This window comes from Paraburkholderia sp. J63 (genome assembly GCF_905220245.1).
In the GTDB taxonomy this organism is placed as follows: Bacteria; Pseudomonadota; Gammaproteobacteria; order Burkholderiales; family Burkholderiaceae; genus Paraburkholderia.
In genome coordinates, this window is record NZ_CAJMZF010000036.1 from 36,115 (window position 1) to 52,042 (window position 15,928).

Below are 15,928 nucleotides of genomic sequence, written 5' to 3' on the forward strand. Positions count from 1 at the left end.
TGTGGGGTTACCAGATAGCCCGCCATGCTCCGGCGCCGCTTCTGGTAATGTCACGCACATGCAAACGATCCTCTCCATCGAGAATCTCTCGAAAGTGTATGCGTCGGGACTCCGCGCGCTCACGAACATCAACCTCGATATCCACCGCGGCGAGATTTTCGCGTTGCTGGGGCCAAATGGCGCCGGCAAGACCACGCTGATCAGCATCATCTGCGGCATCGTCAATGCGAGCGAAGGCAGCGTGCGTGTGGCCGGTCACGATATCGTCGCCCAGTACCGCGAGGCGCGCTCGCTGATCGGCCTCGTGCCTCAGGAGCTCACGACGGACGCGTTCGAAACGGTCTGGGGCACCGTCTCGTTCAGCCGCGGCCTGTTCGGCAAGCCGGCCAATCCCGCGTGGATCGAGCGCGTGCTGCGCGATCTCTCGCTCTGGGAGAAGCGCGACAACAAGATCATGACGCTGTCGGGCGGCATGAAGCGCCGCGTGCTGATTGCGAAGGCGCTCGCGCACGAGCCCCAGGTCCTGTTTCTGGACGAGCCCACCGCGGGCGTGGACGTCGAGCTTCGCCGCGACATGTGGGAGCTCGTGCGCGGGCTCAAGGCCAACGGCGTGACGATTATCCTGACGACCCACTATATCGACGAGGCGGAGGAGATGGCCGACCGCATCGGCGTCATCAACGCAGGCCAAATCATGCTCGTCGAACGCAAGGACGTGCTCATGCGCAAGCTCGGCCGCAAGCAGCTGAGCTTGCAGCTCGAAGTCCCGCTGAGCGCCATTCCCGCGGCGCTTGCCCACTGGCGCCTCGAACTGGCCGATGGCGGCACCGAGCTCATCTACACCTACGACGCGGAAAACGAGCGCAACGACATCATCGCGCTGCTCAAGGATCTGGGCGAGGCCGGCATCGGCTTCACGGACCTGAAAACGAGCCAGAGCTCGCTGGAGGACATTTTCGTGAGCCTCGTCCATAAGGACCCGGCGGCTGCCGCTTCACAGTCTTCTTCGCAGCAACCTGCGCAGTCGGCCGCGGAAAACAGCAAAGGACAGGTGACTTCCCGATGAATATCCACGCGATTCGCGCCATCTACCGCTTCGAAATGGCGCGCACCCGGCGCACGCTGATGCAGAGCATAGTCGCGCCCGTGATCTCGACCTCGCTCTACTTCATCGTGTTCGGCTCCGCGATCGGTTCACGCATCAAGGAAGTGAACGGTGTCAGCTACGGCGCGTTCATCGTGCCGGGCCTCATCATGCTGTCGCTGCTCTCGCAGAGCATTTCGAATGCGTCGTTCGGCATCTACTTTCCGCGCTTCACGGGCACGATCTACGAACTGCTCTCGGCGCCCGTGTCGTATTTCGAAATCGTGATCAGCTATGTGGGCGCGGCCGCGACCAAGTCGGTCATGCTCGGGCTCATCATCCTCGCTACCGCCGCGCTGTTCGTGCCGATCCAGATCCTGCATCCGCTCTGGATGGTGCTGTTCCTGCTGTTGACGGCGATAACCTTCAGCCTGCTCGGCTTCATCATCGGCATCTGGGCCGACAACTTCGAGAAGCTGCAGATCGTGCCGCTCCTGATCATCACGCCGCTGACTTTCCTTGGCGGCAGCTTCTATTCGGTCGACATGCTGCCGCCGGCGTGGCGCGTGATCACGCTGTTCAATCCGATCGTCTATCTCATCAGCGGTTTTCGCTGGAGCTTCTACGGGCTCGCCGATGTGGAGGTCGGCGTGAGTCTCGCCATGACCGCCGCTTTTCTCGCCGTGTTTCTCGCGATCACGGCCTGGATCTTCAAGACCGGCTACCGTCTGAAGACCTGAGACCCGCGATTCGAACGCATGCCGGGGCCAGGCGTCATCAGGCCGGCGGTTGCCCCGGCGCATCGGCACCACGCGGGCCGCTCGTCGAGTCGTCGAGGATGCGGAGCTTGTCGCTCATATCGGGAACGTTGTGGCCCGCCGCACGAAGCTCGTTCACGAGCCGATGCGCAACCGCCCTGCAGTGCGCCAGCGTCTCGTGCAAACGCGGCTCGGCCCGCAGGCCAGTCACCGCCTTTTCGAGCTCGGGCTCAGATTCGCTCAGCAGCGCGGGCACCACTTCCTCGGGCGGGATCAGGGAGCCGTGGCTCAGCAACTGAGCGGTCCAGTCGCACCCGTACAGCAATGCGCGCCGGTCGGCCTTGCGCGCTTCGTCCTGGTCGAGCGCGTCGAGGCTGTGGCGGTTCTTCTGAATCTGGGCGCGCCACGTCGCGAGAATGTCGGCACGCAGCGCCGCGATCGCGTCGCCGAGCGAGGTGTTCTGCCCGCCCGCGGCGAGGCGGCGTTCATCGAGCCGGTCCACCTGGTCCAGATAGCCGCCCAGGTAAGGCAGCCAGTTCAGCGGCAGCGCCGGCTTGTCGAAGAACGCGCGGCTCAGCTCATTGAGTTCGTTGCGAATGTCCTGAAGTGCCTGATGGTCGGCAAGACGCGCTTCATGAACGTCGTAGGCCGTCACCATCTGCCGATGCAGCGGGAAGAGCGGATTGCTGTAGCGCCGCTGCAGATGCCGCTCGGCCGCGCCGGGGCGCGTGCTCCATTTCCAGTTCGGCAGCGATTTCGCGTCGAAATCGACCGCCTCTATCATCGGCCGGAACACGGACAGCGCTTCTTCCGTGGCATGGCGAAAGCAGTCCGCCAGTTTGTAGTCGTTGCCTTGCAGCGAGGCGCCCTCGTTGCCCGCGTAAGGCGAGTCGGGCCTGAGCCTGAGCGTGCCCGTGGCCAGAAAGAATTCCATCGGCAGCTCCACGGTCAGGCCTTCCTGCCGGAAAGTGCGCTGTTCGGCGGCAATGGCTTCGACGGAATACGCGAGGCGGTTTTCCTGATCGAGGAGCGCATCGATGGCGTCTCCCGACGACGGCTGCGCCGCGTCGGCGAGCAGGCAGAACGTTTCGCGCGCCATCCGCGCCGCGATGGTGCCGTGCTTCTCGGCAAAGAGCCAGAACCACAGCGCGAGCTGGTAGCCCTTGACCCCGTTTTGAGCGATCGACTCGACCTCGGGCGCGAACGCAATGCCGGGCGCCGCCCAGTTCGCGAACGGCGCGGCTCCGGCGCCCTGGTACATGCCGAGGAGCTGCCGTATCGATTCATGCGTATCGGCGGGCCAGTTGCGCACCTCGTCGAGGCGCTTCTCCGTCTTCCAGAACCTCCAGTCCATGCTGTACCTCGTAAGAGAGCAAGCGTATCGTGCTACGCGCTGCGAGGGATACTTGCACACTCCGCCGAGGGCGTAAACCGGTGTTGTCCTTCGTTGCGCGCCGTGCCGCGAGCCTGCCGGCGGCGCGAAATGGCCGCGCCGTTATCGCGGCCCCGTCCCCCGCAAACGCCTCAGGCCCCGCCTAGTTCCTGGTGTAGCGCGACGAACTCGCGCGTGAGCTTGTGCGCCGGATCGAGGTGCACGACGGGCTTTGCCTGCTGATGGGATTCGCGAATCTTCACCGACGACGAGAGCCGCGACGACAGCACCGGCAAGCCTTCGCCGATGAGTTCGTCGACGAGCTTTTGCGGCAGGCTCGCGCGCGGCTGGAACTGGTTGACGACGATACCTTCGACCGTGAGGTCGGCATTGTGATCCTGCTGAATCTCTCTCACGTTATCGAGCAGCGTGTAGAGCGCGCGGCGCGAGAAGTCGTCGCAATCGAACGGAATCAGGCAGCGCTCGACCGCGATCAGCGCGGAGCGCGTATAGAAGTTCAGCGCGGGCGGCGTGTCGATGTAGATCGCGTCGTACATGTCGAGCTCTTTGAGCGCATCGCGCAGCTTGTAGATCTTGTAGCGCGACTCGAGCTTGCCATGCAGCGTATCGAGGTCGGGATGCGCGGGCAGCACGTCGAGATTTTCGAACGGCGTCGGATGAATGAACGACGCGAGCTCGACGGGCCTGAAGCTGAACGTGAGCGCGGTTTCGAAAAAATCCGCGACGTTGGGCTTTGCATCGGCCGCCGCGCGGCCCAGCAGGTACTGGCTCGAATTCGCCTGCGCGTCGAGGTCGATCACGAGCGTGCGCTTTCCCTCGCTCGCGCTGATGGCAGCGAGATTACAAACGATCGTTGATTTGCCTACGCCGCCCTTTTGATTGAACACCACACGTCGCATGTCTTCGTTCCCCTGTTTCCCAATGGCACGGTGATACGGATGGGGATCAGCATACCTGATGTGGATGTCCGAAAAGATTATTGAAGGACGGTGCGCCTCCTGTTACCCAACAAACATGCCCACAGCCGCCACGGCCATGAGCGCCGTTGCGAGCCACCCGCCCACCTTGAGCAGGCCCGATATCGCAAACCGGCCCATCAGCCGCGCGCTGCCGCCCATCAGCATCACGACCACCATCACGGGGACCGCGGCGAGCCCGTTGACGACCGCGCTCCAGTAGAGCGCCTTGATCGGGTCGAGATGCAGGAAGGTGATGGCGACGCCCCCGGCGATTGCCACCGCGATGACCGAGTAGAACTCGCGTGCGAGCGTCAGATGAAGCGAGAGGCTGCTGCGCCAGCGGAACGCGCCGGCGATGCCATACGCGGCCGAACCCGCTAGCACGGGCAGCGCGAGCAATCCGGTCCCCACGATGCCGGCCGCGAATACGGTCGAGGAGAACTGGCCCGCAACCGGCGCGAGCGCGCGCGCCGCGTCGGCGGACGTATGAACTTCCAGGTGATGCGCGTGCAGCGTTGCGGCCGCGGTCAGCATGATAAAAAACCCCACGCTGTTCGAAACGCCCATGCCGATCCAGGTGTCCGCCGTGATCCGGTTGATATGGCGGTAAGCGCGAAACGAGGAGACCCAGCGCAGCGGACGATCGCCGGGCTTCGAGCGCAGCTCCTCGACCTCCTGCGACGCCTGCCAGAAGAACAGATAGGGGCTGATCGTCGTTCCGAGCACGGCGACCACCGTGGTCAGATAGTCGGCGGACAGATGCGCGCGCGGCCAGATCATCGAAAGCGCGACCGTGCCCCACGGCACCGGCACGACAAACGCGACGGCGACGTACGCAAAGAGCACCAGCGTCATCCATTTCAGAAAGCGCGCATAGCTTTCGTAGGGCAGGAAAATCTGCAGGATTGCTGACGATGTTCCCAGCAAGACGACGTAGAGCTGTTCGGGGCCGCGCACGAGCAGGTGGATGGCGGCGCCCATGGCGGCCAGATCGGCGGTGATGTTGATGGTATTCGCGGCCGCGAGCAGGAACACCAGCGTGATGACGAGCCATTTCGGCCCGAAGGCGCGCATGTTTGAGGCGAGGCCCTTGCCCGTGACGCGTCCGATGCGTGCGCTGACCATCTGGATCGCGACCATGAGCGGGTAGGTCAGCAGGAGCGTCCATAGCAGCGTGAAGCCGAACTGCGCGCCGGCCTGCGAATAGGTGCCGATGCCGCTTGGATCGTCGTCGGCGGCTCCCGTGACGAGGCCGGGGCCGAGCCGCGACAGCCACGAGCGTTCGGTTTCGTCGACTACCGCGGCTTCCGGTTCGAGTCTTTGGGGATCGTCCACGCGCTTCTCCTTGCCGCAAGGGAGAGCGGCACCTGATTGGAGCAAACGCTGTGCCGGGGTCCGGGCCTGCATTCACGCGCGGGCACGGGCGATGCTGAAAGCGCATGCGCGGCTCGCGCGGTCCCGCCTTCGACGAAAGATATGCCCTTGCCTTCATGAAAATCAGCCGAGTCCTGTGGCCGCGAGGCCGCGCGTTGAAGCATGGCGATCGTCCGGCGCATGCGTGGGCCGTCAATATGAGTCCGGGGCTCGCCACCACCGGTGCCGACACCGACCCGGGCGGCATCCTCACTTACTCGCTGGCGGGCGCGCAATACGGCTTCGGACTGCTATGGATATGCGTGCTCTCGTATCCGTCGATGGTCGCGCTCCAGTTGCTCGCGACGCGCGTGGGCGCCGTCACCGGCAAAGGCCTCACGGAAAACATGCGCGTCCATTATTCGCGCTGGTTGTTCGTGCTCGCGGTCGCGCGCTTTCTTCTGGCGAATACGCTCAACATGGCCGCCGACATGCTGGCGATGGGCGAAGGCGCACAGCAGATTTTCCGTGGACCTGTCGAGCTGTTCACGCTCGCCTTCGCCGCCGGATCGCTGGCGCTCCAATGGTGGGTGCCCTATGTGCGCTACGCGAGCGTCGTGAAGTGGCTTTGCGTCGCGTTGTTCTGCTATGCGGGCACGCTGCTCGTGGTCGATGTGCAATGGCGGATGGCGGGATGGCGCGCGCTGGTGCCGGACGTGACGTGGTCGGAGGGCTTCATCGGCATGCTGGTTGCCGTGCTCGGCACGACCGTCAGTCCCTATCTGCTGTTCTCGCAGGCCGAAGCCGAGGTCGAGGAGCGGACCCACGATGCGGCGCCGCGCCATGCCGATCGTGCGCTGCCGCGCGAGGACCCCGATCAGTTGCGGAAAATACGCCGCGAAACGCAGCTTCGCACCGTGCTATCCAACGCGGCCGGCGCACTGATTCTCTGCGCCTCGGCCGCGACGATGCACGCGCGGCACCTGCCGCTGAACTCGGTCGGCGACGCCGCGAAGGTCATTGCGCCGGTCGCGCATGGCTATGCCTCGCAGGTCCTCGGTCTCGCGCTCATCGGCACGGCGCTGCTCGCGCTGCCGCCGCTGGCCGGCTCGGCGGCGCACGCGGCGGCGAGCTCGTTCGGCTGGCCGCGCGGACACAGGCGCGACCGCCGTATCGCCGTCGTGCTGCTCGGGCTCATGGCGTTGAGCGCGGCCATCGCTGTGCTGCTTGGCGCGTGGGGCGTGGATGCGGTGAAGGCCTGTTACTGGAGTGCGTTGACCAATGGCATGACGGTGACGCCCGTGCTCATCCTGCTCGTGCTCCTGAGCGGCCACCCGGAAGCCGTCGGCACGATGAAATCCCATGGATTCGTGCGTGCGTTGAGCTGGCTGGCGGTCATTGCGACGGGGGCCGCGTTGACCGCTCATACCGTTTTGCCGTTTCTCTGAAGGCTCGCTTGCCGTTCCGATGAAGGCACGCGCGTTGCTCGAAACCCGGCCATGAGGCGAACTGGTGGAGGCGCGCCGTGATGCGAAGACCAAAGAGGGCTGCAAAAGCCGCTGCGTGCGATATGGGCAGAGGCGCAGGAACAGCCGCGGGAACGGGCGGAGCCGTCGTCCCCACGACCGGCCCAGGCGCCTGCCCCGAAGGGCTCCCCGCAGGCCTGCGCTATGTCGACGACTCGCGTCGCGGCTACACACGCGAGCGGCGCGACGGCGCATTCGTCTACTTCGATACGCGCGGCAAGCAGATTGACGACGAAGCGGAAATCGCCCGCATCAATGCGCTCGCCATTCCGCCCGCCTATACCGATGTCTGGATCTGCCCGGACCCGCGTGGCCATCTGCAGGCGACGGGCCGCGACGCGCGCGGCCGCAAGCAGTATCGCTACCATCCGCGCTGGCGCGAAACGCGCGACGCCAACAAGTACGAGCGCCTGCCGGCCTTCGGCGCCATGCTGCCGAAGCTGCGCGCCCGCGTCGCGCGCGATCTCGCGCTCGCCGGCATGCCGCGAAACCGCGTGCTCGCCACCGTGGTGTGCCTGCTCGATAAAACCCTGATTCGCGTCGGCAGCGAGGCATACGCGCGCGAGAACCGCTCGTATGGCCTGACGACGCTGCGCAAGCAGCACCTCAAGGTGTCGTCGGGCACGCTGCGCTTCAAGTTTCGCGGCAAGAGCGGCATCGAGCACGACGTGGCGCTCAGCGATGCACGGCTCGCGCGGATCGTGATGCGCTGCATGGATCTGCCCGGACAGGAGCTGTTCCAGTATCTCGACGACGAGGGCGCGCGCCATCCCGTCAACTCGTCGGACATCAACGACTATCTGCGCGAGATCACCGGCGCCGATTTTACGGCGAAGGATTACCGGACCTGGGCCGGCAGCGTCTTCGCGCTCGCGGCGCTCAGGAAGCTCGAATGGGAGACGGTCACGGAGGCGCGCAAGCACGTCGTCGGGACGATCAAGGCGGTCTCGCAACTGCTGCGCAATACGCCGGCGGTCTGCCGCAAGTGCTATGTGCATCCCGCGCTGATCGAGGCGTTCGAGGCCGGCGAACTGTGCGCGCCGATCACGGCGCCGCGCCGCCGCGGGCTGCGTGCCGACGAGGCCGCGCTCGTGATTTTTCTGGAGAGCGATGCCAGGCGCCGGGCGAAAGCCGCGAGGGCAGCGAAACAAGCGAAACCGGCGCTTGCTCGCAACCGCAACCGCAAGCGCACCGCATCGGGCACCGCGAGGCTCGCCGGGCTGCCCGAGGCGTCGAGCCGCGAGACGGGCGCCGGCGCCGTGACCGCCCGATAAAGCCGCGCGTGCGTTTCGTCTGGGCACGCACGTTGCGCCCGTCGTTCAAGGGGTTCGCGTGTTGGCGAAACCGAGGCATGCCGGTTGGAAGGAGAGAGTCATGAGACAAACCGTGTTGGGCGTATACGACAGCTACGCGGACGCCTGTTCGGCTCAGCGTGCGCTGGGCGAGGCCGGCGTGGCGCCGGCCGATATTGCCGTTTATTCGACGTCGGTGGCCGCGCCCATCGAAAAAGGGCCGCGTGTCTACGCGCCGGGCAGCGCGAGTGTGCATCCTCGCGCTCCCGTATTCGATCAGCTCGACCGGTTATTCGCACAACTATTCAATCAGGGCGAATATCCGCCGGAAACCGAGGATTACAAGGAGTTCATCCGCCGAGGCGGAGCGATCGTCAGCGCCGATGTGCCGGAGATGCAGGTGGAGCTGGCTCGCGAGGTGATGCGCCGCGCGGGCGCGGCCGATATCGACGAGCGTAGTCGGGCGTGGGGGAGAGGGCCTGCGCAAGCCGCCTGGTCGGCCGACGCGCAACGGCATGCGGGCTTGACGGGCCATGCGCCTTCCGCTGGGCACGAATCAACGAGCGGGTTGCACGGCGACGGCACCGCGTCTGCCGCCGCGAGAACTGAAGCGCGGCACACGGCCTTCTCGTCGACGACCGGCGGCATGCAGCAGGTCACGACGCGCACGGAGGAACCCGGCGCGCATCCGCCGCTGGAGCGAGAGCGGCGGACACCGGGGACACTGGGAGTCCCGCACACTACGGCGGGAACCGAACGGACTCCTGATGATCCCGCAGGCCACGCAGTGAGCCGCGCCGCGTCCCCGCACGATGGCGGCGCGAGCGCGATGAAAACGCCGCAGCAGACCTCGGCCAAAGGCCTCGGTGACCCGCTGATGGGAGCCCCGCTCGACGACGGAACCTACCGCGGCGGATTCCCGAAGGACTACGACGCCAGCTATGCGAAGGCCAACGCGTCGTCAGACGGCCGCTATCGGCGCACTCACGCACGCAGCGGCGTCACGCCGGTGCAGCCGATGCAAGACGAGCGAAGCCACCTGCATGAAAGCGGCTGGGAGCGATTCAAGCTTGCCATGCGGCACGGTTGGGAGCGCGTGACGAGACACTGACGCCACCGCTTCCCATCCCCACTCTCACGCGGCCGCTGCCTCGGTAATCGCCTGAGCGCACGCCACGGCCGCGTCGTGCTCGCGGATCAGGCGATAAACCGTTTCGCCGGGCACGGTTTCCGATTCGAGCAATTGATCGGCGATCGCGCGCAGCACCGGCTCGTTCGCGCGCAGCAGCGCGAGGCAGGCGTCGTCGAGATCGCGCAGCAACACGTTCGCGTGTTCGATCGCGGCCTTCAGTTGCAGGCCGGCGACCTGCTGCGGCAGGGCCGCGAGGCTGAACAGATTGCCGTCGGCGTTCAGGCCGTGCTTGGACACCATGTCGAGGCCGATGCGCGACGCTTCCTGAAGGTCCTGCGCCGCGCCGCTCGACGCTTCGCCGAACCTCAGCAGCTCCGCATTGCGGCCACCCAGCAGCACCTGGATTTCATTGCGCATTTCCGATTCGCGGTACAGGTACTTGTCCTGCATCTTCGTGATCAGCGCGACGCCGAGCGCGCCGCCGCGCGGCAGGATCGTGACCTCCTCCAGCACGCCGGTGCCTAGCAGTGCCGCGACGAGACCGTGACCGGCTTCGTGAACGGCGATACGCTCGCGTTCTTCATCCGAGAGCGCGCGCTCGGCACCGTTGATGTCGCCGATGCGGGCAATCTTGATCGCTTCGAGAAAATGCGCGGCGGCCACTTCGCGCTCGCCGGCCTTGCGCGCGACGAGCCCCGCCTGATTGACGACCATCGCAAGCGTGGCCGGCGAGAGCCCCGTGGTCAGACGCGCGAGTTGGCCGAAATCGATATCGTCGGCCTTGCGCTTCAATTTGGCGGCGTAAAAACGCAGGATGGCCGTGCGATCTTCGAGGTCGGGCAGGCGCACCTGCACCGTGCGATCGAAACGCCCGGGGCGGCGCAGCGCTTCGTCGAGATTGTCCGGATGATTGGTCGCCGCGACCACGATCACGCCTTCGTTCGAGGCGAAGCCGTCCATCTCCGCGAGCAGTTGGTTGATGATGCGATTGCTTTCCGCCTCGACCGGGCCGCCGCCGGTATCGGTGCGCTTGCCGAGACCGTCGGCCTCGTCGATGAAAATAACCGTGGGCGCATGCTTGCGCGCGAGCTCGAACAGCCGCTTGACCTTCTGGATGCCGACGCCGTAATACTTCGCGCTGAAATAGCTGCCCGTGATCGCGATGAAACTGGCGCCGCATTCGCCTGCCAGCGCCTGCGCGAGCCGCGTCTTGCCGACGCCGGGCCCGCCCGTCATCAGGATGCCGCACGGCGCGCGCACGCCCATGCCCGTGAACTGCGCGGGCTCGGTGAGCCACGCGCATACGTCGGCGAGCGCGGTCTTCGCTTCGCCCGCGCCGATCACGTCATCGAAACGCAGCGTGGGCGACTCGCCCAGCAGTTGCGTGCCGCCGTTCATCTCGCGCCGCATGAACCAGAGCAGGCCGCCGAGCATCAGCACCGGGAGCAGCAGGCTCAGCGTGTCGCGCAGATGGTCGAACACGGGCGTCCAGCGCGCGAGGCCGGTGCGCATGTTGGCGTCGGGCAGCCAGACGAGCTGCCAGCGCGAGGGGGCGCCCGGCTTCAGCTCACTGCGCAACAGCGCGTTCGAAAATGTGCCGTTGTGATCGGCCACATAATATTTTTTGCCCTGAAGCGTGGAGACGAGAATCGCATCGCGACTCACGCCGATCGCGGCGATGTCGCGGCTCTGAACATCGCGCAGCAATTGCGAGGCATCTTCTTCGCGATTCGCCCACGCCGATGCGTCGTGCCGCATTTCGCTGGCGATGCCGCCCAGCGCCGCGGGCTGCAGTTTCGCCTGCCCCGCTTCGTGCCACCAGTAGAGGCAGCCCATCGTCATCACGAGCGCGGCCGTGCAGACACCGAATACCACGCGTCGGCCCAACTTCGACCTGAGCGAATTCCTTACCGGTTTCATTAATCGATCAATTCCTGCGTGGGGCCGCAATGGAGAATCTATGGCGGGACGGGAGACACCCGATGAGCGATGCCCGCGGCGGGGCTCGGCAGGCAATGTCGTTCCAGCGCAGATGAGGTGATACGCAATGCGGGGGCGACCCTTTTAACTCGCATCGCACTCTGTGATTATGCCAGCGTTGCATCATGCTCAAAAAGGCGGACTGGTAGATAAATACCGGTTATTTCCCGATTCGAGCGATGTTTTATCAGGGTTGATTCCCCTTTGCGCAGTGGGTCACTGTTTTAGTGGCATTTAGGGTGCCGAAAAATAACGCGCCGTATCGGATTGGCGGATCAGGAACGGCGTTTGCTCACCCCAAGACGCCGTCCATGCATCTCCCACACAGGAACACCACATCCGACGGAGGACACATCATGCTTTATTACGCGCTGGTCTTTTTCATTATCGCCATCGTCGCTGCCGCGCTCGGCTTCGGGGGTATTGCCGCGGGCGCGGCGAGCATCGCGAAGATCCTGTTCGTTATTTTCCTCGTCATTTTCCTCGTTACGCTGGTGATGGGTCTCATGCGACGGTGAAGGTGCCGGTGGTCATGATTTGAGTTTCGCGCGGGCGCTCGCCGAGCCGCCCGCGTTTCGTTTTTTAAGGCGGCAATCGAGCTCGCCTGCTGTCCTCTCATGCGACGAATCCCTCGCTGAAAGCCCGATTCGCACGCAGTCCTTATTTCCTGATGAATTCCTGCTGACGAACGTCTGCGGCATGGAGCTTGCGCGAATAGTTTCGAGCGCGGCGCTCCTGCGGTATGGGCGTCGCATTTCCAAATCCAGCTTTCGAGAGGTACGACTGATGAGACACTCGACGATGAAAACCGCGGCATGTGCGATTGCGTTGTTGCTATCCGGAGCGGCCTATGCCGCGGGCGGCGCGGGTGCGGGCGACGGCGCCGGGACAGGCGGCGGCGCGGGGATGGGAGTCGGCGGAGGGGCCGGCGCGGGCGCAATGGGTAGCGGCCAGAGCGGCGGCACCGGCGCGGGCGGCGGGAACGCGGGCGGAGCCGCGGGTATGGTCCCGAACGCCAACGACAGCGGCTATGGCTCGCCTGGCGTGACCGGCACCGGCGGCGGCATGGGGACCGGCACGGGCGCGACGCCCAACCCCGCGCCCTCGACATATCAGGGCGGTGGCACCACGAACGGCGGCAATATGGGCCGCTCGACGCCGAACACGTCGCCATAAGTGCGCCATGCAATCGATGAACGCATGGGACGCGAAGCCACCGGGCAACGATGATGAATGACACCCACCAGCACGGCGATGCCCGGACGCAATTCGCCCGCCTCGCAAAGCCGCTCGTGGACGAAGCGCGCCGGTATGGCGCGCGTGCGGCCCGCGACGCGGAAGACGTTCACAAGCTGCGCGTGGCGCTACGGCGCCTGCGCACGCTGCTGTGGGCGTGGCGGCCGCTGCTCGATCGCGACGCCGTCGAACGCGAGCGCGCGTTCCTCCGGCGCGTGGCGGTGACGGCGGGCGAGGTGCGCGACTGGGACATCGCGGTCCAGCAGCTCGACGCCGAAGGCATCGGGCTGCAGCGCGAGCGGCTGGAAGCCCAGCGCCGCGCAGCGCGCGAACGCCTCGTCGCCACGTTGTCAGCCGCCGATCTCAAGCACAGCCTGCCGGACCTGATGCGCCAGGTGCACGGCGAATTGAACACCGCGCGCGGACTCAAGCCAGCCAGGCCCTACGCGCGCAAACGCGTGCGGGCTGCGCGCGACGCGCTGCGCAAGCGCATCCGTCGCACACGCAAGGCGGGAAAGAGCGAATACGCCGCCTGGCACGACGTGCGCAAGGGCGCGAAGAAGTTGCGCTACCTGCTGGAATTCTTTGCACCGATGGCCGCGCATGGTTACAAGAAGCGCCTGAAAGCGTTGAAGAAAATTCAGAAAAGTTTCGGTAACCTGAATGATTCGGTGGCCACCGGGCGGCTTCTGGACGACCACCGCGATGTCTTTCCCGACGATGCCACGGCGCAAGTAGCGCTCAAGAAGCTTCGCAAGGAAAGCCGGCGCCGCCGCCGCGCGGCCTCCAAGGCGCTCGGCTGAATATCGGGGTCGTCTCTTTGTCGTTTCATTGGCCTCGCGCCAACGGTTCCCGTGCGAACCCGAAACGCGTCATCAGCCGATGCGCATCGAAGGGCGCCTCGGTCTTCTGGTCGTTGTCGAAATAGCAGTAGACGTCGCGCGGCCGGCGGTCGCGAGCCTTCGGCGCGGGCGCGATGAGCTGCGCACCGGAGACGGGCTTGCCTTCGCCCCATCCCTTGAAGCGGGGGTGCCACTCGTCGAGCGCGGCATCGCTATAGGCGCCCGCATATTTTCCCGTCGAACCGTGAAGCCTCGCGTAGGCGAAGTCGGCCGTGGCGTCTTCGGCATAGGGCCATGGTTCGGTCGAGTCCGATACCACGAGCGCCATGCGATAGCGTCGCAGCAAATCGACGAACGCGGGCACGAGAAAACTCGCGTGGCGGATTTCGACGGCATGGCGCATGGACCGATTGCAATCGATCGCGAGCCACGGCGCGCCCACGCGCGCGTCGTGGCGCTTCGCGAGACGGACGGCGGCTTCCGTATCGGGCGGCAGCAACGCGAGAAAGCGCTCGAAGCGGCCGGCGTCGAACGCATAGTTCGGCGGGAACTGCCAGAGCAAGGGGCCGAGTTTTTCGTTCAGCGCGAGCAGCCCCTGGGCGAAGAAGTTCGCGCAGGCGAGTGTCGCCGTCTCGTCGCGAAAGCGCTGGAACGCGGCCGGCGATTGCAGGCTGTAATGCGTGCCATTGATTTCGATGGTCTGCACCGCGCGCGCCGCGAATTCGAGCTCGCGCTTTTGCGGCCAGCGCTGCGGATAGAACGTGCCGCGCCAGCCCGCATAGGAGGGGCGGCCGGGATTTGCAAAAAATCCGCCACATCTCCAGTTAAACCACTGATCCAACTGGAGAAATTGATCGACCGATCGAGCCCTCCCCGGAAGCTTCCCCAGATTTTGCACGCTCTCGTCTACGTATCCGCCGGCCCGGTTCCTCCGACTGTACTACCTGTTCCGTCGTAGCGTTCGACCGCACCTGTCCGGGAGGCGATACGTATCGAGCATCGCCGGGCGGCCATTTACCCAGACATGCTCAATTCCCACCGAGCGGACGTTAGGCTGTTCGTACGTTGCCAAGTCTGAGATGACAGCAGGATCAAAAACCGTGACGTCGGCATAGTAGCCTTCGCGCAGGTATCCGCGTTTCGCTAAAGAGAACGTATCAGACGTTAGTCCCGTCATCTTTCGCACTGCAGTCTCCATACTCAACAGCGGGATATCCCGTACGTACCGGCTGAAAACACGAGGAAAGCTGCCCCATAGACGAGGATGAGGATGAAGATCGTGCGGCAATCCATCGGATCCGACCATCGTCTTTTCATATGCCAAAATCCGCTGCACATCATCATCTCGCATCATGAAATAGACAGCGCCCGCCGGTTGCAACTGCTCAATTGCCGCGTCACGAGCGACACCCAGATGCCTGACAGCGTCGTCAAATTTCATGCCGGCGCACTCGGGACAACCTTCCGACCAAGTGATATACGATTCGGATGAAAGTTCGATCAGCTTGGGAAGCAGCATGCTTGACGCTGCGTCGTAGGGATAACAGTCCACGCCGTAACGATTGGCAGCGAAATTGTTTTGAATGAATTTGAGCGTCTCGGTGGAACGACCGTGATTGTTGATGCCAACCAGCTTGTGATGCGAAATCACAATGCGCGCACCTGTGCGTGTGCCAATGTGGGCCGCCTCCGCTAGCGACTCCAGAATCCCGTCGGATTCGTCACGCAGGTGAACGCTGAGAATCGCATCGTACCGACCCAACGGCTCGACAACACCAATCACTTCGTCAGCATCAGCCGCGGCTGCGGGAGGATAAAACGTACCACACGATGCACCGAAGGCCCCCGCCTCCATCGAATCGACAAGCCCTTGCTTCATTACTGCGATTTGTGCTTCGCTTGCCGGAAGCGTCAAATCATCGAGCGCACCGGCGCGAAGCGAAGTCAGACCGACGAGCGGCACAGCGTTCACTGCAGCGGGATGCTGGTCTAGATCTGCTAGATACTCAGCGAACGTATCGTATTTGAACCACTCCGATTCGCCGACAATATTCAACGGTGGCGGAATCTCTCTACGCCGCAACGGCGCAAGGCTGATCCCACAGTTACCGACCACCACCGTGGTGACACCCTGACTGATCTTTTCGTCCATATCACGATTGACCAGCAGTGCACGATCATCGTGCGTATGGACGTCGATGAATCCTGGCGCGACTACTTTTCCGGCAACATCCTTTCGCTCCCGACTATCCGCGCGCCCTAGATCGCCGATGGCTGTTATGACATCGCTTTCGATCCCGATATCGGCTTTGTACGGCTCGCCACCGCTGCCATCAATCACCAACCCACCCGAAAGTATCCAGTCGAACATAG

Annotated in this window: 14 protein-coding genes; 8 read left to right on the top strand and 6 right to left on the bottom strand. The window is 64.5% G+C overall.

Annotation, left to right across the window (positions count from 1 at the left end; genetic code table 11):
- Positions 1 to 58: 58 nt before the first annotated feature.
- Both U5775_RS29160 and U5775_RS29165 read left to right on the top strand, forming a co-directional pair.
- Entirely contained in the window at positions 59 to 1,066 is a 1,008-nt protein-coding gene (locus tag U5775_RS29160; protein WP_322061584.1) for an ABC transporter ATP-binding protein, read from the top strand.
- Positions 1,063 to 1,824: an ABC transporter permease gene (locus U5775_RS29165; RefSeq protein ID WP_322061585.1), complete on the top strand. Its 762-nt coding sequence runs from the start codon at positions 1,063 to 1,065 to the stop codon at positions 1,822 to 1,824. Before U5775_RS29160 ends, U5775_RS29165 begins: the two co-directional genes overlap by 4 nt.
- 37 nt (positions 1,825 to 1,861) lie before the next feature.
- Here the strand turns inward: U5775_RS29165 and U5775_RS29170 are convergent, their stop codons facing one another.
- From U5775_RS29170 to U5775_RS29180, 3 genes are all read right to left on the bottom strand, one after another.
- Positions 1,862 to 3,196: a tryptophan leader peptide gene (locus U5775_RS29170; RefSeq protein WP_322061586.1), complete on the bottom strand. Its 1,335-nt coding sequence runs from the start codon at positions 3,194 to 3,196 to the stop codon at positions 1,862 to 1,864.
- A gap of 170 nt (positions 3,197 to 3,366) precedes the next feature.
- The gene (locus tag U5775_RS29175) at positions 3,367 to 4,134 is read right to left on the bottom strand and encodes a ParA family protein (protein WP_322061587.1); all 768 of its coding nucleotides are present in this window, start codon (positions 4,132 to 4,134) and stop codon (positions 3,367 to 3,369) included.
- A gap of 102 nt (positions 4,135 to 4,236) precedes the next feature.
- Positions 4,237 to 5,529, bottom strand: a complete 1,293-nt coding sequence (locus U5775_RS29180) for a divalent metal cation transporter (protein ID WP_322061588.1) — start codon at positions 5,527 to 5,529, stop codon at positions 4,237 to 4,239.
- A 155-nt stretch (positions 5,530 to 5,684) separates the two neighbouring features.
- Here U5775_RS29180 and U5775_RS29185 point away from each other — a divergent pair, with 155 nt between their 5' ends.
- The 3 genes from U5775_RS29185 (at position 5,685) to U5775_RS29195 (ending at position 9,476) form a co-directional block, all read left to right on the top strand.
- Positions 5,685 to 6,995, top strand: a complete 1,311-nt coding sequence (locus U5775_RS29185; protein WP_322061589.1) for an NRAMP family divalent metal transporter — start codon at positions 5,685 to 5,687, stop codon at positions 6,993 to 6,995.
- Between the two features lie 122 nt (positions 6,996 to 7,117).
- Entirely contained in the window at positions 7,118 to 8,347 is a 1,230-nt protein-coding gene (locus U5775_RS29190) for a DNA topoisomerase IB (RefSeq protein ID WP_322061590.1), read from the top strand.
- Between the two features lie 100 nt (positions 8,348 to 8,447).
- Positions 8,448 to 9,476 carry a hypothetical protein gene (locus U5775_RS29195; protein ID WP_322061591.1) on the top strand — a complete coding sequence of 343 codons (1,029 nt, stop codon included), beginning with the start codon at positions 8,448 to 8,450 and terminating at the stop codon, positions 9,474 to 9,476.
- A 24-nt stretch (positions 9,477 to 9,500) separates the two neighbouring features.
- Here U5775_RS29195 and U5775_RS29200 read toward each other — a convergent pair whose 3' ends face one another.
- On the bottom strand, positions 9,501 to 11,417 hold the full coding sequence (locus U5775_RS29200; protein ID WP_322061592.1) for an AAA family ATPase: 1,917 nt from the start codon (positions 11,415 to 11,417) through the stop codon (positions 9,501 to 9,503).
- 416 nt (positions 11,418 to 11,833) lie between these two features.
- Between U5775_RS29200 and U5775_RS29205 the strand changes: the two genes are divergently transcribed.
- The 3 genes from U5775_RS29205 (at position 11,834) to U5775_RS29215 (ending at position 13,516) form a co-directional block, all read left to right on the top strand.
- On the top strand, positions 11,834 to 11,995 hold the full coding sequence (locus tag U5775_RS29205) for a DUF1328 family protein (protein ID WP_322061593.1): 162 nt from the start codon (positions 11,834 to 11,836) through the stop codon (positions 11,993 to 11,995).
- A gap of 283 nt (positions 11,996 to 12,278) precedes the next feature.
- Positions 12,279 to 12,653 carry a hypothetical protein gene (locus U5775_RS29210; protein ID WP_322061594.1) on the top strand — a complete coding sequence of 125 codons (375 nt, stop codon included), beginning with the start codon at positions 12,279 to 12,281 and terminating at the stop codon, positions 12,651 to 12,653.
- A gap of 53 nt (positions 12,654 to 12,706) precedes the next feature.
- On the top strand, positions 12,707 to 13,516 hold the full coding sequence (locus U5775_RS29215; RefSeq protein ID WP_322061628.1) for a CHAD domain-containing protein: 810 nt from the start codon (positions 12,707 to 12,709) through the stop codon (positions 13,514 to 13,516).
- Between the two features lie 25 nt (positions 13,517 to 13,541).
- Here U5775_RS29215 and U5775_RS29220 read toward each other — a convergent pair whose 3' ends face one another.
- On the bottom strand, positions 13,542 to 14,396 hold the full coding sequence (locus U5775_RS29220) for a DUF72 domain-containing protein (protein ID WP_322061595.1): 855 nt from the start codon (positions 14,394 to 14,396) through the stop codon (positions 13,542 to 13,544).
- Between the two features lie 99 nt (positions 14,397 to 14,495).
- A complete protein-coding gene (locus tag U5775_RS29225; RefSeq protein WP_322061596.1) occupies positions 14,496 to 15,926 on the bottom strand; it encodes a D-aminoacylase in 1,431 nt (476 codons plus the stop codon).
- Positions 15,927 to 15,928 lie beyond the last annotated feature (2 nt).